Origin of the sequence: Aeromonas sp. CA23, from assembly GCF_002587065.1 — a bacterium.
GTDB lineage: Bacteria > Pseudomonadota > Gammaproteobacteria > Enterobacterales > Aeromonadaceae > Aeromonas > Aeromonas bestiarum.
The window spans coordinates 2611005-2636278 of record NZ_CP023818.1 but is presented as its reverse complement, the minus strand read 5'-3'; the positions used below and the strand labels follow the sequence as shown (position 1 = coordinate 2636278).

The window sequence follows — 25274 nt, the reverse complement described above, 5'->3', positions numbered from 1 at the left end:
AACAGCACCTAGACCGTAAAAAGTGCACCATCGTACACTTTTTGTTGCTGTTTGCTCTTACCATGGGTTAAGGTGTAATAACCTACACTTTTTCCGTGATCATGATGGCAGACACATCGTTGCAAACCGGCCCGAAAGAACTGGATCCCGCCTCGCTGGGGCTGGCGATACGCGATAGGCGCAAGGCCGCCAGGATGACGCAGGAGGTGACGGCTTCACTGTGCGGCATATCCAAAAAGACCCTGATCAAAATTGAGAAGGGTGGGGATGTCTACCTCTCTACCCTATTGCAGGTGATGAAGGCGCTGGGGCTGTGCTTGCAACTGGTGCAGGAAGTGGGTTCACAGGTAACGAGCGGCAACAGCCAACCAGAGGTCGGTGATGATGAGTGGTTCTGAGCACCATCGGCTTGAACTTCGGCTGGGTAACCAACTGATCGGCCATCTCGAATATGACTCCAGCCGGGATGCGTTTCAGCTCGGCTATCTGCCAGAGTGGCAAGCACATGGATTCCCGCTTTCACCACCGCTGGCGCTGGATGGCTCGGCCAGCAGCGCCCAGATCCGGGCATATCTCGGCAACTTGCTGCCAGAAAATCGCGGGCTGGAGCACCTGATTGAGGCGCTATCCGTTTCGCGCAGCAATCTCTTTGCCCTGATCCACGGCATTGGCCGCGATGTATCCGGAGCTGTCACCTTTACCCTGTCCGCAGAGTCCGACATTCCCACCCACTTTCGCCCCATCACCCCAGAGGAGTTGATGCTGCGACTCGATCAGCCCGAGATCTGGCCACTGGAAGTCTGGGATGGTCGCCCCCGACTCTCGGTTGCGGGTGTGCAGGCCAAGCTCAACGTGCTGCGACTCGAGGGGGCGCTGGGATTTGGCGAGGGCGAACTCTGTTCCACCCACCTCCTCAAGTTCGAGCATCATCCTCATCTTGTGATCAATGAATTTGTGACCATGCGGCTGGCCGCGTTGCTGGGCATGCCGGTCGCACAGGTTGAACTGCACACATTTGGTCAAGATGAGAAGTCCCACCGAGGCTTGCTGGTGGAACGGTTTGATCGGCGTCTTGATGAAGATGGCTTGAGGGTTCGCCGTCGCCACATGATCGACGCCTGTCAGGGGCTAGGGTTCCCCGTCACGCGAAAATATGAACGCAACTTCGGTGACGGGCGGGATGTGGCCCATATTAGGGAAGGGGTGAGCCTGCCACGACTGTTCAGCCTCAGCGCCCTTTGTGTCAATCCGGCGCAAGCCAGATTGAACATGCTGCAATGGCTGCTCTTCAACCTCTGCGTCAACAACCATGATGCCCACGGCAAGAACTACAGCTTCTTCGTCTCGCGGGCAGGGCTGACGCCCACCCCCTGGTACGATCTGGTCAATGTGGGGCTTTACCCCGAGTTCAACCAGCATCTGGCCATGGCCATAGGCGACGAGTTTACCCCCGAGGCGGTCAACGCATGGCAGTTGCTGGAGATGGCCGAGGCATGTGACCTGCCCAAACGCCTGTTGCAGCAGACCCTGCACAAGATGGCCAACGACATCCTCCTTCATCTGGATGCCGCCATCGCCATGGTTGAGACAGACAATCCCGCCGAGCTGGCTTATCTGGCACGCTACCGACATGACGTTGAGCGCCGCTGTCGCCATTTTCAGGAACAGGCTGCGCTGTTGCCCGATCTGCAGATGTAACCTCCCACGAAAAAACCCCCTCTTGCCCAGCGGCAAGAGGGGGTTTTTCGTTTGAGCCGCCGACTAACCGGCTATTGCATCAAGCTATCAGGCCAGCGAGACAAAGATCCCGGCTAGGGTGGCGCTCATCAGGTTGGCCAGGGTCGCCGCCAGCACAGCCTTGAAGCCCATATTGGCCACATCGTGACGGCGCTCCGGCGCCATGGTGCCGATGGAGCCAAGCTGCACCGCAATGGAGCCCAGATTGGCAAAACCACAGAGGGCGAAGGTGATGATGATCTGGGTGTGGGCGCTCAAGCCCTCCTTGATGTTGGCAAAGTCCAGATAGGCGACGAACTCGTTCATGATCACCTTCTGACCAATCAAGGATCCTGCCGCCATCATCTCGCTGGCGGGCACACCGATAAGCCAGGCGACAGGGGCAAACAGATAGCCCAGCAGCTGCTGCAGGGAGAGATGGGCCCAGCCGAACCACTCGCCTACAGTGGTGAGACCGGCGTTGATCATGGTGATCACGCTGACAAAGGCCAGCAGGATGGTGCCGATGGCCACGGCGATCTTCATGCCGCTCATGGCGCCACCCGCCAGCGCATCAATGGCGTTGCTGTAGTCGCTCTTGTCCAGGGTGATCTCGGCCTGATCGCTCACCTGCTGCTGCTCCGGCACCAGCAGTTTGGCCATCAAGAGGCCACCCGGCGCGGCCATAAAGGAGGCGGCGATCAGGTATTTAAGATCCACCCCCAGACCGGCGTAGCCACCCAGCACGGAGCCTGCTACCGAAGCCATGCCGCAGGTCATCACAGCGAACAGCTCGGAGCGGGTCATGCCAGCGAGGAAGGGGCGAATCAGCAGCGGCGACTCCCCCTGCGAGAGGAAGATATTGCCGGTGGCCACCAGGGATTCGGCGCGGCTGGTGCCGAGCAGGCGGTGCACGGCGCCACCCAGCACCCGGATCACCCACTGCATGATGCCGAAGTGGTAGAGCACGGCGATCAGCGCACTGATAAAGATCACCAGCGGCAGCACCCGCACGGCGAAGATGAAACCGTTGCTGGCGAGATCGCCAAACACGAAGCGGATGCCGCTGTCGGCAAAGCCGAGCAGGGCGGAGACGCCGTTGCTCATGGCACCGAGCATGATTTGACCAGGGGGGAAATAGAGCACCAGGGCGGCAAAGCCGGTTTGCAGGGCGAGCGCACCCAGCACGGTTCGCCAGCGGATGGCTCGGCGGTTTTCACTGGCCAGCCAGGCGATAAACATCAGGGCCAGCATACCGACCAGACTCAATAACAGTGTCATCTTGCACCTATGAAGAGAGGAGTTTCATATGGCAAGTCTGCAGACAGGCGTCGCGGGAGATCCGGCGGGAGAGGTGCCGACCCACGCGACACGCAGACCACAAACCTACAGGTTAGTGGCGGGTCCCATCCTGGGGTCATTCACGTTCCGGGTGACAGCATGTATCGGGTGACGCCAGCGCCGTCGCAGGGGGAGATGCGGCCGGGTGGCAGGTCGGGCGGCGATGCTACAGTGATCGCCGTCACAGAAAAAGCGGTAAAACGATTGGCTTAGGCAACTTTTTCACCCCGGACAGGGGCTCGCCCGAAAACGCGGCAGGATTGACCCGCAAGTGAGCACAAGCCCAATGAGCGCCAGCCAGCAGGGCCCAGCAGCTCGGCAGACGGCACAGGAGCGAGGCACAGACCCCATCCCCGGATAACCGAATCGGTTCACGTTTTTTTCATCTGAAAAGGAGTAGAGTAGGCAATCACCAAGTTTATGTTTTTATTGGAAAAGCCCCTACGGGTCATGCAATGGCATAACGCCCTTAACCCCAAGTGGAACGCCATGATGAAGAAAACCGCGATTGCCCTGACCCTGGCCAGCCTGTTGGCGCTGCCAGTGTTTGTCTCCACCAATGCCTGGGCTGCTCCGGTGCGCTCCCTGCAAAAGGAGCAAAACTACGACCAGTACATCAGCAAGCGCCAGGTGGTGGATCAGCTGCTGGCGGATGCCTGGCAGATCTTCAAGTCGCCGGCCCGCATCTCCACCGCCGGCTTCACCGCCAAGATGCCGAGCAACATGGAGCAGGTCACAGAGCTGCTGCTGCAGGCCTATCAGCTCGAACCCTACCGCACCGACCTGCTGATCTCGGCAGCCAACGCCCAGATCTACAACGGCAACGTGGACAAGGCCATAGGCCTGTTCGAGCAGGCGCTCAGCACGGCGCCGGACGACATAGATCTGCTCACCTACCTGGCCACCTGGCAGACCTTCAAGCAAAACCCCGGCGCCGCCCAGGCATACCAGAGCAAGCTGGCGACCCTCAATCCCGGCCGCGCCGCCGATCTGCAGCGCATCCTGGATACGGTGTCCCGCGTCAACGCCACCCCGCTGAAAGAGCAGGGGGAGCGTTCACCCAAGCCGGGCAACCGGGCCATCGTCACCCTGGGCTATGCCCTCAACCCCGATGGCAGCATGCACGACATCTTGCTGGGCCGACTGGAGACTACCCGCTCCCTGGCCCAGGCCAACCCGGCGGCGCTCATCATACTGACCGGCGGCGTGCCCCAGAACCGCCAGACCGAGGGCAAGCTGATGGCGGACTGGCTGGTGAAGAAGGGCATAGATCGCTCGCGCATCATAGAGGAGAACTACGCCACCAGTACGGTGGAGAACGCCCTCTACAGCGGCTACGCCCTCGCCCGCCACCAGATCCAGTACGCCACCCTGGTGAGCTCGGCCAGCCATGTGCGCCGGGGCCAGACATTGCTGGAGATCGCCTGCTGGCAGAGCGGCCCGGCCGGGATCCAGATAGACAGTGTCAGCTACCCGGACAAGTCGCTCTCGACCCTGGCCAAGGTGAGCGACAGCGAGTTGCTCGGCATCTACCGCGATGCGCTGCGCACCTATGGGCTGTGGAGCTATCGCTCGGCCCCGCTGATCGAGCGCTGATTAGCGTACCAGAGCCTTCACCGAACATCAGACCCGCCAATATGGCGGGTTTTTATTATTGCCAGCAATATGACTCCTTCAATATTCATAAACCGGGCAAGCATAGCCATAAACCTGTATTGGATGCTGACAATATCAGCCTGCCATTGCCAAGCAGCGAATATCAATTTCTCATATTGAGATATATAAACAACCGCATTGCGTTACCGTTCTTTTTCTAAGAACCATAACTCATCACCCATATATTTTTATTCTTTCATTGTCGCCCGAATAAATGGAAATACTGCGGCTCCATTACCCCGATACGGAGCAGTACCATGACAGGAAAAGGATATTCCCTCTGGCTGGCGGCCCTCGCCATCATCAGTTTGCAGGCCAACGCCGTCGAGGTGACGGTGGCCTATCAGACCTCCGCCGAGCCGGCCAAGGTGGCCCAGGCCGACAACACCTTTGCCCGCGACAGCGGCGCCGAGGTGAAGTGGCTCAAGTTTGACAGTGGCGCCAGCGTGGTGCGGGCGCTCGCCTCCGGCGACGTGCAGATAGGCAACATAGGCTCCAGCCCGCTGGCGGTGACCGCCAGCCAGCAGGTGCCCATAGAGGTGTTCCTGCTCGCCTCCAGGCTCGGCAACTCGGAGGCGCTGGTGGTGAAACCGGATCTCTCCTCCCCCCAGGCACTGGCCGGCAAACGCATCGCCGTGCCCTTTACCTCCACCACCCACTACAGCCTGCTGGCCGCCCTCAGACACTGGGGCCTGGATCCGGCCAGCCTGCAGATAGTGAATCTGCAGCCACCGGCCATCATAGCCGCCTGGCAACGGGGTGACATAGATGGCGCCTACGTCTGGGCACCGGCCCTCAATGAACTGACCAGGGAGGGCAAGGTACTGACCGACTCGGCTCAGGTGGGTGAATGGGGCGCCCCCACGCTCGATGTATGGGTAGTGCGCAAGGAGTTCGCCAAGGCTCACCCCGAGGTGGTGCAGGCCTTCGTCAACAGTACCCTGGCGGCCCAGCGCGGCTATCTGGAAAACCCGGCAGGCTGGCTGGCACAGCCGGACAACCTCGCCAAGCTGGCAAAGCTGAGCGGCATCCCCGCAGCAGAGGTACCCGGGCTGGTCAAAGGCAACACCTACCTGACTGCCCGCCAGCAGAGCGACGAGCTCGCCGCGCTGGTGAACCGGACCATAGTGGACACGGCCCGCTTCCTCAAGGAGCAGGGCAAGGTGCAGACCGCCGGCAGCGATTACAGCCAGTACGTGACCGACCGCTTCGTCAAGGCCCAGGCCCGCTGAACGACCCCAAATGACCAGGAGGCCGCCATGCTGCAACTCACTCACCTTTGCGCCGACTACGACGGCAGACGGGTGCTCGACAACATCAACCTGACGCTGGAAGCGGGGGAGCTGATGGTGGTACTCGGCCCTTCCGGCTGTGGCAAGACCACCCTGCTCAACCTGATCGCGGGCTTTCTCACCCATCATCAGGGCCAGATCAGCCTGCTGGGCAGGCCGGTGACCGGCCCCGGCGCCGAGCGGGGTGTGGTGTTCCAGCACGAGGGGCTGCTGCCCTGGCGCAACGTGCTGGACAACGTGGCCTTCGGGCTGCAGCTGGCCGGCCTGCCCCGCCCCGAGCGCGAGGCCAGGGCGCGGGCCATGCTGCGCAAGGTCGGGCTGGAGGAGACCCACGCCAAGCCCATCTGGCAGCTCTCCGGCGGCCAGCGCCAGCGGGTCGGCATAGCCCGCGCCCTTGCCACCCAGCCGCAACTGCTGCTGCTCGACGAACCCTTCGGCGCCCTCGATGCCTTCACTCGCGAGCAGATGCAGACCCTGCTGCTGCGCCTGTGGCACGAGCAGCGTCGCCAGGTGCTGCTCATCACCCACGACATAGAGGAAGCGGTATTCATGGCCACCGAGCTGGTACTGCTCTCCCCCGCCCCGGGCCGGATCACAGAGCGGCTGACCCTGGATTTTGGCCGCCGCTTCGCCGCCGGTGAGTCGTGCCGCAGCATCAAGTCGGATCCGGCCTTCATCGAGCGGCGCGAATACGTGCTCGACCGGGTCTTCGCCGAGCGGGAGGTGTTTGCATGACGGCCGCCCTCTCCTCCTCGGCGGTCCCCGCCAAGGTGCGCCTGCGCTGGCCCCTGCCACGCAGGCTTGGCTTGAGCCTGCTTAGCCTGACCGCCCTGCTGGCCCTCTGGTGGCTGGTGGCCCGGCTCGGGCTGATAAGCCCGCTGTTTTTGCCGCCCCCCGAGCAGGTGCTGCACCAGTTCATCACCATAGCCGGGCCGCAGGGCTTCATGGATGCCACCCTCTGGCAACACCTCGCGGCCAGCCTGCAGCGCATCCTGATCGCGCTGACGGCGGCAGCCCTGTGCGGGGTGACTGTGGGGATTGCCATGGGGCTGAGCCCCACGGTGCGCGGCATGCTGGATCCGCTGATCGAACTCTACCGACCGGTACCGCCGCTCGCCTATCTGCCGCTCATGGTGATCTGGTTTGGCATAGGCGAGACCTCCAAGGTACTGCTCATCTATCTCGCCATCTTCGCGCCGGTCGCCATGGCAACCCTGGCGGGGGTACAGAGCGCCCAGCAGGTGCGGCTGCGGGCCGCCCGGGCGCTCGGCGCCACCCGCTGGCAGGTGCTGTGGCACGTCATCCTGCCCGGCGCCCTGCCGGAAATCTTGACCGGGCTGCGCATCGGGCTCGGGTCGGCTGGTCCACCCTGGTGGCGGCCGAGCTCATCGCCGCCACCCGCGGCGTGGGCTTCATGGTGCAAGCCGCCGGCGAGTTTCTCGCCACCGACGTGGTGCTGGCGGGCATTCTGGTGATCGCCCTGATCGCCTTCATTCTGGAACTTGGTTTACGTGCGCTGCAGCGTCGCCTGACGCCGTGGCATGGAGAAGGACTATGAGCAATACCCTGCACATCACCCCCCTTGGCCCCCATATCGGCGCCGAAGTCAGCGGCATCCGTCTGGCCGGAACCTTGAGCGAGATCCACTTCGAACAGCTCCATCAGGCCCTGTTGATCCATCAGGTGCTGTTCTTTCGGGATCAGCCCATCACCCCCCTGGCTCAGCGGGCGCTGGCCAACCGCTTCGGCGATCTGCACATCCACCCCGTCTATCCCCATGCGCCGGAGGCCGAAGAGATCATAGTGCTCGACACCCACCACGAGAATCCGCCGGACAATGACAACTGGCATACCGATGTGACCTTCATAGAGACGCCACCGGCGCTGGCCATCCTGGCCGCCAAGCAGTTGCCGCCGGTCGGCGGGGACACCCTGTGGGCCAGCGGCATCGCCGCCTTCGAGGGGCTCTCCCCCAGGCTGCAACAGCTGCTGGCGGGACTGGAAGCCGAGCACGACTTCAGCAAGTCGTTCCCGGCCCATCGCCACAACGGCAGCCCGGCGGAATATGGACGCTGGCAGGAGGCGGCGGCCCGCCACCCACCCCTGCGCCACCCTGTGATCCGCACCCATCCGGTGAGCGGCCGGCAGGCGCTGTTCGTCAACGAAGGCTTCACCACCCGCCTGCCCGATCTGCCTGCGCGGGAGAGCGAGGCGCTGCTGGCCTTCCTGTTCGCCCACATCACCAAACCCGAGTATCAGGTGCGCTGGCGCTGGCAGGAGAACGACATCGCCATCTGGGACAACCGGGTCACCCAGCACTATGCCAACGCCGACTATCTGCCGGCCCGGCGGGTGATGCACAGGGCCACCATACTGGGAGACAAACCCTTCTGGCGGGCCTGGTGAGCACGCGGGTATAACCGGCACTCCCTTCATGCCACATGGCCTGTTTAGCGACATTTATTGATCCCGATAAAAATAACGGGGCGCTATGCGGGCCATTATTTTCAAACAACCCAGTTAATGACGCCAAATTATTTTCACCGACATACATTGAAATATTTCCATACAATTACCCACTGCTATTTTTTTGAGTCCATCACGTAACATGCCCGGGTTCAGGCAATATGATGGAAACAAAAAAATGAAATACACGCTGATGATATCTTTGCTGGCGCCGGCTCTTCTGGCGGGCTGCGATCTGGAAAAGAAAGAGGAAGCTCCCTTCAAGGCGCGGCATATCACCGCCGCTTATGACACGGGCAACATCTGCCGCCAATTGCAGCAGGGGTGGCAGGAGGATGGCGTCGCCGTACCCGCCAGCCAGGTCAGTTGCCACTACCTGACGGTGCCGCTCGATTACGACAAGGAGTGGGTCCAGATCAAGGAGACCAAATGGGAGAAACGCCCTGCCCCCGCCCCGGCTGCCACTTTCCTCTCTGGCAACACAAGCCGCTTCTCGACCCCCTCCTGGTCAGGCAACCCCATCCGGGGCGAGATCAAGCAGGAGACCCGCACGGTCAAGGGAGACACCATAGACCTCTTCTATGTGCACTATCGCGCCACCGGCGACTATCGCGGCACCCTCTTCTACAACCCGGGCGGCCCCACCTCGGCCACCCCGGATCTGGGTATCCTGCTCGACATGCTGCGCAGTGCCAACCCCGCCATCCTGGCGCACTACGACATAGTCACCCTGGATCCTCGCGGGGCCGGTTACAGCGCGCTCGGGCATGAACTGCGCAGCTGCCTGCTGACGGACAAGAGCGGCATCCGGCCGGACATGACCCCGGCGCAGCTCGCCCAGATCTTTGCCAGCCGGGACAAGGGCGCCCTGCCGGCGCTCGAGAGCGGTGACGATCAGGGCAAGGCCTTCGGCACTGCGCTGCGGGAGCGTTGCGACGAGCCGTTGAAGCTGCATGCGCCGTACCTGGGCTCGCGGGCCGTGGTCGAGGACATGGAGCGACTGCGCCAGCATCTGGGGCGCGACCGCATCACCCCCATCACCTTCTCCTACGGCACCCGCCTCGCCGCCCTCTATGCAGCTCGCTACCCGAGCCACGTGGCCAACCTGGTGGTCGACTCGCCGATGTCCCCTGCCGAGAGCCGCTACCCGGCCATCTTCCGCGGCGATGCCGAGAATGCCAATCGCATCCTTGCCTGGCGCTTCGGGGCCGAGGCACTGCAGCGCAGCATGGCGGTGACTCGCCAGGTGCGCGACAACGGCCGCTATGTGGACAACATGGGCAACGTGCTCGACCGCGCACACTGGGAAGCTGTGATGAGCGATGCCATCAGCGGCAGCCAGCACTATGATCAGCTCGCCTTCTGGCAGCAGGATGATGCCGGCCCCCTGCTGGCTCGCCTCGCCAAGGAGCAGGCCGACGAGACCCCCTACCAGGATCTGCTGGAAATGCCCTTCTTCAGCGCCATCCATTGCACCGACAACAGCGAGCCCTATGGCTGGCAGGCGCTGGATCCGGAAGATGCCGCCTTCCAGGGGGCCGGCGCCCTGCTGCTGGCCAAGAGCTTCAACACCTGCGCCGACTGGCCTTATCCTCGCCAGCCCATCACGACTGCTGGCGCCGGCGAGATCAAGCTCCCGGATGATGCCAGGGCCCTGGTGCTCGGCGCCGAGTACGATCCCAATACGCCCTTTGCCGGTGCCCGCCAGATGCAGGCCGCCTTTGGCAGCGCCGCCCGCCTGGTGCGGGTGGAGCAGAGCAACCGGCACGGCCAGCTGCACTCCTCACAGTGCGCCAGAGAGGCCCTCAGCACCCTGCTGCTGGGGGATGCCGCGAGCCTGCCCGCCGAGCAGCCCTGCTTGGCCGACTGAACCCAACCCAACTGAGCACAGTCCAACAAAAAGCCCGCCGAATTGGCGGGCTTTTACATGCTGGCAGACGCCGTCAGACGGCGACCAGCCGCTCCAGATCGCTGCGCGTGAGGCGCTTGCTGTCCACCTTCACATAGAGCGAATGCTCGGCTGGCGCCAGCAGCACATCGCTCACCCCGTCACAGGCGCGGATCTTCTGCTCCAGCGCCGGACTCGCTTCGACCCCTGCCGGCAGCACTATGCGCAGGCTGCTCACATAGGGGGGCTCCTGCATGGTGAGGCTGACCCCCAGCCAGGCCAGGGCCAGCAGGGCGCAACTGCCAAACACCAGCACGCCGCCACCCAGGCTGTAGAGCAAACCACCCAGGCTGCCGCCTATGGCCACCCCGATGAACTGGCTGGTGGAGTAGACCCCCATGGCGGTGCCCTTGTAACCCGGTGGCGACTCCTTGCTGATGAGCGACGGCAGCAGCGCCTCCATCACGTTGAAACCGATGAAGAAGAGCTGCAGCCCGGCGAGCAGGCCCCACAGCTGCAACCCGGCCTGCCACAGCACCACTTCGGCGATGAGCATCACCAGCACGCAAGCCTGGAATACCCGCTTCATCTGGCGGCGTTTTTCGGCATAGATGATGAAGGGCACCACGCTGACAAAGGCGACCAGCATGGTGACCAAATAGGCCTGCCACTGGCTGTCACGGGGCAAACCGGCCTGCTCCAGCAGCGGCGGCAGCGCCACGAAGCTCGACATCAGCAAGGTGTGCACGCAGAGGATGCCGAGGTTGAGTTTGAGCAGGCGCGGGTTGGTGAGCACGGTGCGCATCCCGCCCCTGACCATGCTGGACTCGCGATTGAGCAGGTGACCGGTCGGGGTCGGCACCAGCCAGAGGGTGATGGCTATGCCCCCCAGCGCCAGCAGGGCGATGAGCCAGAACAGGCCGGACAGCCCCAGCACACGGGTGATGAGGGGGCCAGTCACCATGGCGATGGCGAAGGTGATGCCAAAGCTCACCCCGATGAAGGCCATCGCCTTGGTGCGGTTCTGCTCGCGGGTGAGATCCGAGAGCAGCGCCATGACGGCCGCCGAGATGGCGCCGCTGCCCTGCAGGGCACGGCCGAGGATGACGCCCCAGATGGAGTGGGTCAGCGCCGCGATCACGCTGCCCAGCGCAAACATCAGCAGGCCGCCGACGATCAAGGGCTTTCTGCCGATGCGATCGGAGAGCAGGCCGAACGGGATCTGGAACAGCGCCTGGGTCATGCCATAGATACCGATGGCAAGGCCGATCAGGGCTTCGGAGGCGCCCGCCAGAGACATGCCATAGGTGGTCAGCACCGGCAGCACCATAAACATGCCGAGCATGCGCAGGGAGAAGACGGAGCCGAGCGCCCAGGTCGCGCGGCGCTCGCCCCTCGTCATGGTGAAATCATTCATGATGGCCTCGATAGGTCAAAGAGAAGGGAGACGCAAGGGGTGGATGACGCAAGGCGCGTCACACCCGAACAACGGGAAAAGTGCCCCGCAGGGCGGCCCCATAATAACAGAGCCGGGAAGGTTCCCGGCTCTGGATTTCATGCATTTAGGGGTGCAGTTCACACTATCAGGGCAGCATGCTCACCAGCACGGGAGTTGCATCCGGCTGGAAGTCCACCGACATCATCACGCTCAGACAGGTGAAAGTGATGACGACGAGGGAGAACATGCCGCGTCAGGGTCACGGCAGCATGCTCACCAGCACAGGAGTTGCGTCCGGCTGGAAATCCACCGACATCATCACGCTCAGGCAGGTAATGGTGACGATGGAGAACATAAACAGCTTGCGGGCCCAGAGGGAGTCATCGACCGCCTGCTTGTAACCCGACAGCGCCATGCCCAGCCACCAGACGCTGACCGCCGTCGCCACGATCAGATACTTGTAACCGGCGTAACCGCCGAGGAACAGCATCAGGGTCGGCACCATGAAGGCCAATATGTAGAGGGTGATGTGGTGCTTGGCCACGACAATTCCCTTCACCACCGGCAGCACGGGTATGTTGGCGGCCTGATAATCCTTGAAGCGGAAGATGGCAATCGCATAGGAGTGCGGCATCTGCCACAGGCTGAAGATCGCCAGCAGGATCAAGGCGCCCGAGTCGAACTGACCGCTCACGGCGCAGTAGCCGATGACGGGTGGCGCGGCGCCGGAGAGGCTGCCGACCAGGGTGCCATAGACGGAGTGACGCTTCATGTAGAGGCTGTAGACCCCCACATAGACCAGGAAGCCCAGCACTGCCAGCAAGGCGGCCAACGGATTGGCCGCAAAGTAGAGCAGTGCAATGCCCGCAACGCCCAGCGCACTCGCATACCAGAGCGACACACCAGGGGCGATCAGCCCCTTCACCAGGGCGCGGTTCTTGGTGCGCTCCATGATGCAGTCGATGTCCCGGTCGATGTAGTTGTTGAACACACAACCGGAGGCCACCACCAGGGAGACACCCACCATGGTCAGGATGAACAGGGGCACGTCCAGGCTCCCCTTGGAGGCCAGCAGGAATCCCCCGATAACCGAGATGAGGTTACCGAAGATGATGCCTGGCTTGGTCACTTGCAGGTATTGCTTCATCATCACATCAAGCCGCTCAGTGAACCATCATGTTGATGTTGAGGTTGTACATGATCCACAGGGAACCCACGACTACGATGGCGATGATGAGCACGGTAAACACCAGTGCCACCAGGTTCCAGCGCTCCTCTGACGAGGTGTTCATGTGCAGGAAGTAGATCAGATGCACGAAGATCTGCACCACCGCCATGGCCACCACTGTACCCAGCACCACGGCGTGGGAGGCGGAGCCATCCATCACCATCCAGAACGGGATCGCGGTCAGGATGAGTGACAGCACGAACCCTGTCATGTAGGACTTGACGCTGCCGTGGCTGGCGCCGTGATTGTCAACGGTATGATTGCTCATTTTTACATTGCCCCCATCAGATAGACCACGGTGAAGACGCAGATCCACACCACGTCCAGGAAGTGCCAGAACAAGCTCAGGCACATCAGGCGAGTACGGTTGCGCTCGGTCAGCCCCTTCTTGCTCACCAGCACCATCATCACGATGATCCAGACCAGGCCACTGGTCACGTGGATCCCGTGGGTGCCGACCAGGGTGAAGAAGGCGGAGAGGAAACCGCTGCGCTGCGGGCCGAAGCCTTCGGCGATCAGGTGATGGAACTCGTAGATCTCCATGGCGATGAAGCCGGCGCCAAGCAGGAAAGTCACCAGCAGCCAGGTATTGACCGCGGAAACCTTGTTCTTGTTCATGGCCAGCATGCCGAACCCGAAGGTGATGGAGCTCAGCAGCAGCAGCATGGTTTCAGCGAACACGAACGGCAGTTCGAAGATGTCCTTGCCGCTCGGGCCGCCGGCGGTGCCGTTGACCAGGACTGCATAGGTTGCGAACAGGGTCGCAAACAGGATGCAGTCGCTCATCAGGTAGATCCAGAAACCGAACACCTTGGTGGCACCGGCATCATGGTGCCCATGATCGTCATGGGCGCCGTGAGTGTGATGTAGAACGTCAGTCGCCATGGAATTAAGCCACCTTGTTGAGATTTTCAAAATGCTGACGCTCGATCCGCTCGATCTCGTCAACCTGCACGTAGTAATCCACGTCCTCATTGAAGCTGTGGATGATCCAGGTGGCTATCATGCCGACGAAGCCGGCGATGGCCATCCACCAGATGTGCCAGATCATGGCGAAACCGAACACCACGCTGAAGGCAGCGATGATGACACCGGCACCGGAGTTTTTCGGCATGTGGATCGGGTCATAGTGTTTGGGTTGCTGATAAGCAGAACCATCCTGCTTGGCTTCCCAGAAGGCATCCAGACCGGTGATCTTTGGCTCGATAGCGAAGTTGTAGAAGGGCGGCGGGGAAGAGGTCGACCACTCCAGGGTACGGCCACCCCAGGGATCGCCAGTCAGATCGCGGTTCTTCTCGCGGTCACGAATACTCACCACCACCTGGATAACCTGGCACAGGACGCCGATGGCGATCAGGCCGGCACCGCAGGCAGCCACTACCAGCCAGCCGTGGAACTCGGGATCTATGTTCTGGCTGACCCGACGGGTCATGCCCATGAAGCCCAGCACGTAGAGCGGCATGAAGGCCACGAAGAAGCCGGTGATCCAGAACCAGAAGGCACGCTTGCCCCAGACCTCATCCAGCTTGAAGCCGAACGCCTTCGGGAACCAGTAGGTGATACCGGCGAAGCAGCCGAACACCACGCCGCCGATGATGACGTTGTGGAAGTGGGCGATCAGGAACAGGCTGTTGTGCAGCACGAAGTTGGCGGCCGGCACGGAGAGCAGTACCCCCGTCATGCCACCCACGGTGAAGGTGATGATGAAGCCGACGGTCCACAACATGGGCGAGGTGAACTCGATGCGACCGCGGTACATGGTGAACAGCCAGTTGAAGATCTTCACCCCGGTCGGGATCGAGATGATCATGGTGGTGATGCCGAAGAAGGCATTCACGTTGGCACCCGATCCCATGGTGAAGAAGTGGTGCAGCCAGACCACGAAGGAGAGCACGGTAATGGCAATGGTCGCCCACACCAGAGAGGTGTAGCCGAACAGCTTCTTCTTGCAGAAGGTCGCCACCACTTCGGAGAAGATCCCGAACACCGGCAGCACCAGGATATACACCTCGGGGTGACCCCAGGCCCAGATCAGGTTGATGTACATCATCATGTTGCCACCCATGTCATTGGTAAAGAAATGGGTACCCAGGTAACGGTCTGCGGTGAGCAGGGCTATGGTGACGGTCAGGATCGGGAAGGAGGCGATGATCAGTATGTTGGCGCACAGCGCGGTCCAGGTGAACACCGGCAGCCGCATCATGGTCATGCCGGGGGCACGCATCCGGATGATGGTGGCAAAGAAGTTCACGCCGGTCAGCAAGGTGCCCAATCCTGAGATCTGCAGACTCCAGATCCAGTAATCGACCCCGACCCCGGGACTGAACTCCTTGCCCGACAAGGGCGGATAGGCCAGCCAGCCGGTCTGGGCAAATTCACCGACCCCGAGGGAGACGTTGATCAGCACCACGGCGGCGGCGGTAAACCAGAAGCTCAGGTTGTTGAGGAAGGGGAAAGCCACGTCACGGGCACCGATCTGCAGCGGTACCACTATGTTCATCAGGCCGATCACCAGTGGCATGGCCACGAAGAAGATCATGATGACGCCGTGGGCGGTGAAGATCTGGTCGTAGTGGTGGGGCGGCAATATGCCTTCGCCACCGGCCGAGGCCATCACCTGCTGGGTACGCATCATGACCGCATCGGCAAAGCCGCGCAGCAGCATGACCATGCCCAGGATGAGATACATGATACCGAGACGCTTGTGATCCACAGAGGTGAACCACTCTTGCCACAGATACTGCCACTTGCCGAAATAGGTGATCAGCCCGGCGATGGCCAGCCCGCCCAATAAGATTGCGGCTATCGTGACCATGATAATGGGTTCATGGTACGGGACAGCGTCGAGCGTTAATTTTCCAAACATCAATTATTCCTCGGATCCTGCTTTCACACTCTTGTCATCCATCGGCATGGCCATATGCCCGGCATGATCCATTTGTGCATCATGGGTCATCTCGTCATGGTCCATTGCTTGATGATCCAGGGTGTCGCCATGCTGCATGGCACCTTCGTGGGCCATGCCCTGGTGCTCACCCGGTTTCATGTCACCCATGAACTTGTTGATCACGTTGACGAACAGGGCCGGGTCGGCACTGGCGAAATACTCCACCGGATTGTTCTGGCTCTGCTTGGCCAGGGCCTCGAACTCGGACATGGTGGCGAGCATCTTGGGTGACTGTTTTACCTTGGCGACCCAGGCATCGAAGTCGGCCTGATCCCGCGTGGCGATGGCCTGGAACTTCATGCCGGAGAAACCGGCGCCGCTGTAACTGCCGGAGATCCCCTTGTACTGGCCCGCCTCGTTGGCGATGAGATGCAACTTGGTCTGCATGCCCGCCATGGCGTAGATCTGACCGCCCAGCTGGGGAATGAAGAAGGAGTTCATCACGGTATCCGAGGTCACCCGGAAGTTGATGGGGGTATTGACCGGGAAGGCCAGTTCATTGACCGAGGCGATACCCAGTTCCGGATAGACGAACAACCACTTCCAGTCGAGGGAAATAACATCGACCCGGATCGGTTTGACGTCCGATTCCAGCGGTTTATAAGGATCCAGCGAGTGGGATGTTTTCCAGGTAATGACCGCCAGGATGGCGACAATAATGACGGGTACGGTCCAGACGACCGCTTCAATCTTGTTGGAGTGAGACCAATCCGGGGTGTATTTGGCATTGGTATTGGATGCTCTGTATTTACGAGAGAATACCACTGCCATAATAATCACAGGGATCACTACAATTAACATCAGCCCGATGGCCGTTAATATCAGTGATTTCTGTTCCAGACCAATCTGCCCTTTGGGGCTCATTAGAGCCATGTCGCAACCACTGAGCAAGCCGGTTGTCGCGAGCAACAGCAAGGCGCCCAAGCCCCTTTTTACATCAGGTCTCATGCCGTTTCCTCATCTTCGCAAGGCGTAAAGTTGTAATAAAAACGCATCATTCTATTGCATCGGGGGGGATGTGAACAACATGAAAAATTAATCCCGAACTTGTGTGCGGTTTGGGATTTCCCTGTGAAGCATGTTAATGGCTTGACGGCAAGGCATTTATCAAACCCCACAAATCACAAATTCATCATTAACAGGCTTTATTTCATCCAATTGTTGTTGATTGAATAGACAGATAGCTGCTTCACCCTATATTTGGCAGGGTTAAATCGCCCCGTTCGTTGCTATTTGTATAAAATATCGACGCTATTTTCGGCGCCGCCGCCGAACAGACAGATCATTGAGTGGAACTCAATCCGGACCATAATTAATCAAATTAAACTCTAATTAATTCCATGAATTTGATGGGGCCATAGTCCGCAAAGATGCCTATTGCATGCATTTCCAGGGGCCGAATCCATCACAGGACTCATCATTTTGTTTAATAAGTTATTATCAAAGCCATGGACTCCATCCGGATATGGCGTTAGGTTGCGCCCCTTCGTTACCAAGCCAGTCACGAATTCAACCTTATCCCATTTCCCATTTGACTCTTCATACAACAGGGATTGCCATGAGTATCACACGCAGAGACTTTCTCAACGGCGTAGCCATAGCGATTGCGGCCGGTGTCGCCCCCATCAATCTGCTGCAAGCGGCGCAAGGCGGCAACGCGCTGGCCGACAAGACGCTGGCCTATCCGCCCGCCCTCACCGGCCTGCGCGGCAACCATCCGGGCTCCTTCGAGCCAGCCCACAGCATAGCCCGCGACGGCAAGCAGTATGACTTCGCCAATGTCCCCCTCGAGGGGGAGTACGATCTGGTGATCGTCGGCGCCGGCATCAGCGGCCTGGCGGCCGCCTGCTTCTATCAGCAGTTGCTCGGCGCGGACAAAAAGATCCTGCTGCTCGACAACCACGACGATTTTGGCGGCCACGCCAAGCGCAACGAGTTCACCACCCCCGATGGGCTGCGGCTGGGCTACGGCGGCAGCGAATCCCTGCAATCGCCGCGCTCCGTCTACAGCCCCATTGCGCTCGGGCTGCTCAAGGCGCTCGAGGTCAACATCGACGAGCTGGCCAAGGGCTTCCAGCAGACCTTCTACCCGGATCTGGGGCTCAGCCGCGGCGTCTATTTCGACGAGCAACACTTTGGCGTCAACAAGGTAGTGAGCGGCGATCCGGGCCACAACGTGGCCGACGACATCCCCCGCGATCGCTTGAACGGCCGCCCGCTGGCACAGTTCATCGGTGACTTCCCGCTCGATGAGAGCGACCGTGCAGCCCTGCTGGCCCTGCACGAAGAGAAGATCGACTACCTGAGCGGCATGAGCCGGGAGGAGAAAGACCTCTGGATGACCCGCAACAGCTACACCAGCTTCCTGCGCGACAAGGTGGGGCTCAGCGAGCGGGCGATCACTTACTTCCAGCAGCGCACCAACGACTTCCAGGCGGTCGGCATAGACGCCACCGCCTGCGCCGATGCGCGTCTCTGTGCCCTGCCGGGCTTCGACGGGCTGGATCTCACTCCCCTCGATGCCGAGGAGCAGGCGGAGCTGGACGATCCTTACATCTTCCACTTTCCGGACGGCAACGCCGGGCTGACCCGCTTGATGGTGCGCAAGCTCATTCCGCAGGTGGCCCCCGGCCACACCATGCAGGACGTGGTGCTGGCCAAGTTTGACTACGGCAAGCTCGACGTGGCGGAGCACAAGGTGCGGCTGCGCCTTGGCAGCACGGCGCTGCAGGCGAAGAACCTGTCCCTCGCCGATGGCAAATCGGCGGTGGATGTCACCTACATCAAGGAGGGGAAACTGCATCGGGTGCGGGCCAAGCAGTCCGTCATGGCCGGTTACAACATGATGATCCCCTACATGGTGCCCGAGCTGCCGGAGCCCCAGAAGGAGGCGCTGCGCCAGAATGCCAAGGCGCCGCTGGTCTACACCAAGGTGGTTATCAAGAACTGGCACGCCTTCGTCAAACTCGGTGTGCACGAGGTCTATTCACCGGCGGCCCCCTACAGCCGGGTCAAGCTGGACTATCCGGTCAACCTCGGCGGCTACGAGCATCCCAAGAGCCCGGATCAGCCCATGTGCCTGCACATGGTCTATGTGCCGACCCTGCCGGGCAGCGGCCTCTCGTCCCGCGAGCAGTCCCGCAAGGGGCGCGCCATGATCCTCGGCATGCCGTTCGAGCAGCACGAGCAGATGATCCGCGAGCAGCTGCAGGGGATGCTGGGCAGCGCCGGTTTCAACCACCAGCAGGATATCCTCGCCATCACGGTCAACCGCTGGTCCCACGGCTACTCCTACATCACCAACACCCTGTTCGATGACGAGGCGCAGTGCGAAAAATGGATTGAGCTGGGTCGTCAGCCCATCGGCAACATCACCATAGCCAACTCCGACTCGGACTGGAGCCCCTACGCCCACTCCGCCATCGATCAGGCCTGGCGTGCGGTCAACGAGCTGGTCGCCATGCAGAAGGGAGGTGCCCAATGAACCGCGCCCTGTCACTGACCGCCAGCGCCCTGCTGCTGGCCCTGCCCGCCCTGGCTGCACAGGCAACGCCTGCCATGTCGGCGGGGGAATACGTGGCCAAGCTGGGGGATTGCGCCGCCTGTCACACCAGCGAAACCAGCCAGCCGCTGGCTGGCGGCAAGGGCTTCCCGACCCCGATCGGCACAGTCTTTTCCACCAACATCACCCCGGACAAGAGCCACGGCATCGGCAACTACAGCCTGCCGGAGTTCATCAAGGTGATGCGCGAAGGGGTGGCCCGGGATGGTCATCGGCTCTATCCGGCCATGCCCTACACCGCCTACGCCAAGATGAGCGACACAGATCTCGGGGATCTCTACCAGCATCTGATGAAGGAGGTGCAGCCGCTGGCGGTGGTCAACAAGGAGAGCGACATCCCCTGGCCGCTCAACATGCGCTGGCCGCTGATGGGCTGGAACTGGGTCTATCACGATGACAGCCGCTTCACCCCGGTAGCGGGCAAGAGCGAGCAGTGGAATCGCGGTGCCTATCTGGTGCAGGGTGCCGGTCACTGCGGCAGTTGCCATACCCCGCGCGGACTCGGCATGCAGGAAAAAGCCCTGACCGAGGCAGACCCCCTCTATCTGAGCGGCGCCACCCTGGATGGCTGGTATGCCCCCGACATCCGCGGCACCCGCTACGACAAGCAGGCGCTGATCGATCTGCTGAAAACCGGTCGCAGCCAGCATCAGGCCGTCTCCGGCCCCATGGCGGAAGTGATCACTCACAGCAGCCAGTACTTCAGCGACGCGGATCTGGCCGGCATAGCCACCTATCTTATCGAGATCGGAGACCATACGCCGCCAGCCCAGGGCAACCGGGCCTACGCCAACGCGGGCGGCAAGGCGGACTATGCCATGTACTGCTCCACCTGCCACGGCGTCAACGGTCAGGGCAATGATGGAGTGATTCCATCGCTGGTGGGCAACCAGACAGTGCTGGCCGAGGATCCGAGCAGCCTGCTCAATGTGCTGCTGTACGGCGCCGAGACCCCCATTACCCAGGGTCATATCGGCTACCGCATGCCGGGTTATGGCTGGACCCTCAACGACGAACAGGTGGCCGGGCTGGTCAACACATTGCGCGCCTCCTGGGGCAATGAAGGGGTGGCCATCAAGCCGGCCACCGTCAAGGCCCAGCGCGCGCTGCACGAATAAGCCTTCGCCGCACCATCTCTGCCATAAAAAAAACGGGCCTCCAGTGGAGGCCCGTTTGCCGTGTGCGAGCGCGGCGTCAACCCTTGCGCGGTTTTGAGCCCGGCAGGGGCGCCGCCGGCTGGCGGTAATCGGCATAGGGGAAGACATTGCGAAAACGCTGGGCCACCGGCTCGGGGATGGAGCGGGAGAAGACCAGCTTGACGCCGTCTTCGTCACGCTGACCCAGAATGCGGCCCCGCACCGTCTCGTGGCGCAGTATCTGCTTGGCATGCTCAATGAACGCGGGAGACACCTTGCCCCGCTTGACCACCAGCTTGCCCGGCGCAAGCCGGATCTCGAACAGGGCGCCCCGTCCCAGCTTCATCAACCACCAGATCAGGGCAATCGCCACCAACAAGGATAACCAGGCCATCTATTTCCCTCCTAACGACTCGATATCCGCGCGCAGATCAGGCCATCTCGTGCCCTCCCGGTCGCGCCATGGCTGCCAGTATAAGCCGCCATTGCCCCCGATTGTTTGGCGGGGATCACAGCCGCAGCGTCATTTGAGCGCCACTCAGCAATCCTTGCCCCAGGCCACCAGCGTCTCGCGATAGAGCGCCAGCAGCGCCTGATCCCGCACCGCCACCCCGACCTGCTGGGCACGATAGTCGGCCCAGCCGTCGTGGGGATGGGACTTGCCATCGAATTTTTGCAGGGTATGGCCGATGGCCGGGCCCTCGTTGATGACCCGCACCGGCCCTTCCCGCAGGGTGAACAGGGTCGGATCTATCACGTAGGCGATGGCGGACGGGTCGTGCACGTGGCAGCCGTCGAGCCCGATCCGCTCCGAGTAGAAGCGCAGATAGAAGCGGCTCACATCCCACAGGAAGCGGCCCGGCTCCCCCGCGTCATCGCGCAGCGCATCCAGATAGGCGCTGCTGAAGAAGCTCTGCTGGGTCACGTCCAGCCCTATGATCACCACGGGCCAGTCGGCGGTAAACACCCGGTCGGCGGCATCGGGATCGTCGTGAATGTTGGCCTCGGCATAGGGGGTCACGTTGCCGCGATGGCCGTTGACGCCAAAGGCGCCCCCCATCACCACCACCTGCTTCACCAGGCTGGTGATCTCCGGCGCCTCCTGCAGTGCCAGCGCCAGGTTGGTGAGCGGGCCTATGGTGACCAGGGTGATCTCGCCAGGCGCAGCCTTCACCGCCTCGACGATATATTGCCAGGCGGGTCTGGGATCCGCCGTGATGGTCACCTCCCCCGCCTCCACGTCCCCCAGTCCACTCGGGCCGTGCACGACCGTGGTCGGCCCCACCGGCTCGCGGCGCAGCGGGGCCACGGCTCCCTTGGCCACATCCGCCTTCATGCCATATTTCTGCTTGAGCCAGAGCGCGTTGCGGGTGCCGTTGTCTATGGTGGCATTGCCAAACACTGTGGTGATGGCGAGCAGCTCGATGGCGGGGTGCGCCTCGGCAAACAGTATTGCCATGGCGTCGTCGATACCGGGATCCGTATCCAGAATGATTTTGTGGGCCATGGGGCCTCCAGACAGCAAGAGAGTTGCCAGTGTAGCGACCTCCCGCCCGTTTAACAGCGCAGGGATCACAGCCTGAGGGTTTCGCCCGACCCGGCCCCGTCGAGTGGCGGCATTTTGAGCAGGCCGGGTGGCAGACGGGCCAATGCGCCTAAATAGTGGCCAACCGGACGAACGCGAAGCGCCGCCGCCTTGTGAGCCGGCCTGGGGGATGGTATCACTTGGCCTCATTGCCCCTTCTCTCACTCCACTGCCGAGGCGCCATAGTGATCACCCTGATTAAAGAGTCTGACCAGCTGAAGATGCCCTGGAAGAACAAGCAGGGCACCACAGCCCAGATCCTCATCGCCCCCAAGGGCGCCACCCTGGACAAGCTCGACTTTGACTACCGGCTGAGCTCGGCCCCCATCAAGGCCGCCGGCCCCTTCTCCAAATTTCCCGGCTATCAACGCATCCTGCTGCCCATCAGCGGCACCGGCTTCGTGCTCAACGGCCACCCCTATGCCACCTTAGAGGCGGCCCACTTCAGCGGAGACGATGAAACCCACTGCGAGCTGCTGAAAAAAGAGGTGACGGATCTGGGGCTCATCTACGATCCCGCGCGCATCGGCGCCAACGTGCGGGTGCTCAATCTGCCCTTCCCGCTTAGCCTCAGTCTGGATACAGACAAGACCTACCTCTGCCACCTGCTGAGCGGCCAGCTCGAAGTCGGGGGCCAAACCGTCGCGGTCAACGAGACGCTGGTGGTCACGGGGGAAGAGAGCATACGACTGGAGTGCCAGAAGAAGACGGCCATCGCCTTCTTTACCCTGCAAGCCCGATAAGGAAGAGGCCCGCGCAGGCCCTGGTGTCGGGCTCAACGTTTGGGGGCGCGGCCCCCGCTGTCGAGACAGGCCTGCATGCTGTCGTAGGGAACATAATGCTTGGTGCGGCTGTAGTAGGTGCCACCCTGGGGGTGGCAGATGCCGTTCCTGCTCTTCTTGACCGGGGGCTCTGCCGCCAGCGCCAGGGCGCACACCAGCAGCAGGCAACAGCTGACCACCCATTTGACTGCTCTCATCACCCACATCCATTCTGAGTCTGGGGAGGAAGGCCCCGATTGCGGCCCATTCTATCCCGTCCAGGACGCGGCCACTCCTCGCCAGATCACGAAATGCACCATTCATTCAATTGCTTGGCTCCTCTGCACCGCGCGATCGACACCAGGTATCCGCACCATAAAAAAAGCCGGGGCAGCCCGGCTTTTTTCTTCATGACCACTCGACAAGCGGCTTAACCGATCTTGAAGGTGCCCTTCATCATGGCGAAGTGGCCGGGGAAGGAGCAGAAGAAGGTGAGGTCTTTGCCGGCCAGGCCGTCGGTCTTGAAGGTAACGCTGGTGCTCTCGCCACCGCCCACCAGCTTGGTGTGGGCCAGCACGCGCGGATCATCCTTGGGCAGGTAGTTGTTGTCGGCACCGGCACTCATGCCTGCGGTGGCCACGGCCTGATAGTCGGCGGTATTCGCCAGCGCCCAGTTGTGGCCCATGGCGGTCACCGGCATCTTGCCGGTGTGATTGAGGGTCACGGTCACCTCTTTGCAGGTGGCAGGTACGCTCATCTCCTTGAGGTTGTACTGCATGGCATCATTGCCTTCGATGACCAACGCGCACTCATCGGCCAGAGCCGGGGCAGCCAGGGTACTCAGAAACAGCAGGGTAATCGCCTTTTTCATCATCCTCTCCTTTGATTGGCAATAGATGGCAACACGATTGCCTGCAGGCGAGCGCCCGGACTGGCAAAGATGCTGTCAAAATCGACCTTATTCTACTCAAATGTTGTCAATCGGCTATGGCTTTAGCGCAAAGCTGCGGGTCAGGTCACCAGATTGACCTTGTTCACAACAGACGCTGAACCTGAATGGATACGCATCAACCCCTCTCCCGGCCCACCCCTGTTTAATTTTCTCCCGCCATTTTCCACACGGCCACTCGCCAGCCGCCAGCCGCTTGGCTAAGCTGGCGGCCCATGGCACCAGGCCCTGTTCAAGATATAGAGATATTGCTTATGTCGTTTCCCCCGGTATTGGCCCTGCGCGGCCTCCTGCTGACCCTGGTACTGGCGCTGACCGCCTGCCAGCCTGCACCGACCCAGACCCGCATTCAGGGCAAGACAATGGGTACCTATTACGTGGTGACTGTGAGCCATCCCTTCCCGGGGGGCGAGCTTGCGCTGCAACAGGAGGTCGATTCCCTGCTGGCGCGCATGAACCACGAGATCTCCACCTATGATCCGAATTCCCTTATCTCACGCTTCAATCAGAGCACGGGCAAGCAGCTCACTGTCATTCCAGCGGCCATGGCCAGGATAGTGCAGCAGGGTATCGACGCCGGGCACCTCACCCAGGGCAAGCTGGACGTGACTGTGGGGCCGCTGGTCAACCTGTGGGGATTCGGCCCGGACAAGCGCCCGCTCAAGCGGCCAGATGCCGGGCAAATTGCCGCAGCTCGCCTCAAGGTAGGCATAGACAAGCTGAGCCTGACGCCGGAGGGGGATCACTTCCTGCTCGGCAAGACAATCCCGGCGCTCTACCTCGATCTCTCCACCCTGGGTGAGGGGGCCGCCTCGGACGAGATAGCCGGCCTGCTCGAGAGCAAGGGGGTACACAACTACCTGATCGAAGTGGCCGGTGCCGTGCGCAGCAAGGGCAACAACGGCAAGGGCAACCCCTGGCGGGTGGCCATAGTCGAGCCGTCCGATCAACCGGGGGCCTTCTCGGACGTGGTGAGCCCGAACGGCATGGCGCTCAGCACCGCCGGCAGTTATCGCAACTATTACGAGCTCGATGGCCAGCGCTACTCCCACATCATAGATCCCGCCACGGGCGCACCTGTGACCCACAAGCTGGTCTCCGCCAGCGTGATCACCCCGACCGCACTGGAAGCCGATGCCCTCGACACGGCGCTCATGGTGATGGGCCCCGAGCAGGCGATGGCCTTCGCCAGGGAACACCAACTGGCCGTCTACCTCATCATCAAGACGGAACAGGGCTTTCGGGCCGACTACAGCCCGCAATTTGCCCCCTATCTGGTGCAGAAAAAGCCATGAATAACGGGGCTTTG

23 protein-coding genes are annotated in these 25274 nt (G+C 61.5%); 12 read left to right on the top strand and 11 right to left on the bottom strand.

Annotated features, from left to right (window positions below):
* Positions 1–104 precede the first annotated feature (104 nt).
* The gene (locus CK910_RS12380) at positions 105–398 is read left to right on the top strand and encodes a helix-turn-helix domain-containing protein (protein ID WP_253852682.1); all 294 of its coding nucleotides are present in this window, start codon (positions 105–107) and stop codon (positions 396–398) included.
* Positions 382–1698 (top strand): HipA domain-containing protein, encoded by a 1317-nt coding sequence (locus CK910_RS12375; RefSeq protein ID WP_098983366.1) that lies wholly within the window; start codon positions 382–384, stop codon positions 1696–1698. The genes CK910_RS12380 and CK910_RS12375 overlap by 17 nt, the downstream gene beginning before the upstream one ends.
* A gap of 87 nt (positions 1699–1785) precedes the next feature.
* Here CK910_RS12375 and CK910_RS12370 read toward each other — a convergent pair whose 3' ends face one another.
* Positions 1786–2997, bottom strand: coding sequence for a NupC/NupG family nucleoside CNT transporter (locus tag CK910_RS12370; protein WP_098983364.1), 1212 nt, complete (start codon positions 2995–2997; stop codon positions 1786–1788).
* Between the two features lie 552 nt (positions 2998–3549).
* Here CK910_RS12370 and CK910_RS12365 point away from each other — a divergent pair.
* The 6 genes from CK910_RS12365 to CK910_RS12340 all read left to right on the top strand — a co-directional run bounded on the left by CK910_RS12365 (position 3550) and on the right by CK910_RS12340 (position 10341).
* Entirely contained in the window at positions 3550–4653 is a 1104-nt protein-coding gene (locus tag CK910_RS12365; RefSeq protein WP_098983362.1) for an ElyC/SanA/YdcF family protein, read from the top strand.
* 317 nt (positions 4654–4970) lie between these two features.
* Positions 4971–5945, top strand: a complete 975-nt coding sequence (gene tauA, locus CK910_RS12360; RefSeq protein ID WP_098983360.1) for a taurine ABC transporter substrate-binding protein — start codon at positions 4971–4973, stop codon at positions 5943–5945.
* Positions 5946–5972: 27 nt separating this feature from the next.
* A complete protein-coding gene (gene tauB, locus CK910_RS12355) occupies positions 5973–6740 on the top strand; it encodes a taurine ABC transporter ATP-binding subunit (protein ID WP_098983358.1) in 768 nt (255 codons plus the stop codon).
* Positions 6737–7480: a taurine ABC transporter permease TauC gene (gene tauC / locus CK910_RS12350; RefSeq protein ID WP_367581996.1), complete on the top strand. Its 744-nt coding sequence runs from the start codon at positions 6737–6739 to the stop codon at positions 7478–7480. The genes tauB and tauC overlap by 4 nt, the downstream gene beginning before the upstream one ends.
* Before the next feature lie 79 nt (positions 7481–7559).
* Positions 7560–8411, top strand: coding sequence for a taurine dioxygenase (gene tauD, locus CK910_RS12345; RefSeq protein ID WP_098983356.1), 852 nt, complete (start codon positions 7560–7562; stop codon positions 8409–8411).
* Positions 8412–8649: 238 nt separating this feature from the next.
* Entirely contained in the window at positions 8650–10341 is a 1692-nt protein-coding gene (locus CK910_RS12340) for an alpha/beta hydrolase (RefSeq protein WP_172955301.1), read from the top strand.
* Positions 10342–10414: 73 nt separating this feature from the next.
* Here the strand turns inward: CK910_RS12340 and CK910_RS12335 are convergent, their stop codons facing one another.
* The 6 genes from CK910_RS12335 to cyoA all read right to left on the bottom strand — a co-directional run bounded on the left by CK910_RS12335 (position 10415) and on the right by cyoA (position 16920).
* Complete coding sequence (locus CK910_RS12335) at positions 10415–11776, bottom strand: MFS transporter (protein WP_098983354.1); 1362 nt, start codon at positions 11774–11776, stop codon at positions 10415–10417.
* Between the two features lie 280 nt (positions 11777–12056).
* A complete protein-coding gene (gene cyoE / locus CK910_RS12330) occupies positions 12057–12950 on the bottom strand; it encodes a heme o synthase (protein WP_043134248.1) in 894 nt (297 codons plus the stop codon).
* Between the two features lie 10 nt (positions 12951–12960).
* The gene (locus CK910_RS12325; RefSeq protein WP_042871243.1) at positions 12961–13293 is read right to left on the bottom strand and encodes a cytochrome o ubiquinol oxidase subunit IV; all 333 of its coding nucleotides are present in this window, start codon (positions 13291–13293) and stop codon (positions 12961–12963) included.
* 2 nt (positions 13294–13295) lie between these two features.
* A complete protein-coding gene (locus CK910_RS12320; RefSeq protein WP_098983352.1) occupies positions 13296–13910 on the bottom strand; it encodes a cytochrome o ubiquinol oxidase subunit III in 615 nt (204 codons plus the stop codon).
* A 4-nt stretch (positions 13911–13914) separates the two neighbouring features.
* Positions 13915–15891, bottom strand: coding sequence for a cytochrome o ubiquinol oxidase subunit I (gene cyoB, locus CK910_RS12315; RefSeq protein ID WP_098983351.1), 1977 nt, complete (start codon positions 15889–15891; stop codon positions 13915–13917).
* Between the two features lie 3 nt (positions 15892–15894).
* The gene (gene cyoA / locus CK910_RS12310) at positions 15895–16920 is read right to left on the bottom strand and encodes a cytochrome o ubiquinol oxidase subunit II (protein ID WP_098983349.1); all 1026 of its coding nucleotides are present in this window, start codon (positions 16918–16920) and stop codon (positions 15895–15897) included.
* Positions 16921–17530: 610 nt separating this feature from the next.
* On the opposite strand from cyoA, the gene CK910_RS12305 reads away from it, so the two are divergent.
* Positions 17531–19456, top strand: coding sequence for an NAD(P)-binding protein (locus CK910_RS12305; protein WP_098983347.1), 1926 nt, complete (start codon positions 17531–17533; stop codon positions 19454–19456).
* Positions 19453–20652 carry a c-type cytochrome gene (locus CK910_RS12300; RefSeq protein WP_098983344.1) on the top strand — a complete coding sequence of 400 codons (1200 nt, stop codon included), beginning with the start codon at positions 19453–19455 and terminating at the stop codon, positions 20650–20652. Before CK910_RS12305 ends, CK910_RS12300 begins: the two co-directional genes overlap by 4 nt.
* A 76-nt stretch (positions 20653–20728) precedes the next feature.
* On the opposite strand, the gene CK910_RS12295 is transcribed toward CK910_RS12300, so the two are convergent.
* A complete protein-coding gene (locus CK910_RS12295; protein ID WP_172955300.1) occupies positions 20729–21064 on the bottom strand; it encodes a DUF3634 family protein in 336 nt (111 codons plus the stop codon).
* Between the two features lie 144 nt (positions 21065–21208).
* Positions 21209–22177: a nucleoside hydrolase gene (locus CK910_RS12290; RefSeq protein WP_043556739.1), complete on the bottom strand. Its 969-nt coding sequence runs from the start codon at positions 22175–22177 to the stop codon at positions 21209–21211.
* A gap of 263 nt (positions 22178–22440) precedes the next feature.
* Between CK910_RS12290 and CK910_RS12285 the strand changes: the two genes are divergently transcribed.
* On the top strand, positions 22441–22998 hold the full coding sequence (locus tag CK910_RS12285; RefSeq protein WP_098983341.1) for a HutD family protein: 558 nt from the start codon (positions 22441–22443) through the stop codon (positions 22996–22998).
* 32 nt (positions 22999–23030) lie between these two features.
* On the opposite strand, the gene CK910_RS12280 is transcribed toward CK910_RS12285, so the two are convergent.
* Together CK910_RS12280 and azu are read right to left on the bottom strand one after the other, a co-directional pair.
* On the bottom strand, positions 23031–23234 hold the full coding sequence (locus tag CK910_RS12280) for a hypothetical protein (protein WP_043134265.1): 204 nt from the start codon (positions 23232–23234) through the stop codon (positions 23031–23033).
* Positions 23235–23446: 212 nt separating this feature from the next.
* Positions 23447–23887: an azurin gene (gene azu / locus CK910_RS12275; RefSeq protein ID WP_042871224.1), complete on the bottom strand. Its 441-nt coding sequence runs from the start codon at positions 23885–23887 to the stop codon at positions 23447–23449.
* A gap of 332 nt (positions 23888–24219) precedes the next feature.
* Here azu and CK910_RS12270 point away from each other — a divergent pair, with 332 nt between their 5' ends.
* Complete coding sequence (locus tag CK910_RS12270) at positions 24220–25260, top strand: FAD:protein FMN transferase (protein ID WP_098983339.1); 1041 nt, start codon at positions 24220–24222, stop codon at positions 25258–25260.
* Positions 25261–25274 lie beyond the last annotated feature (14 nt).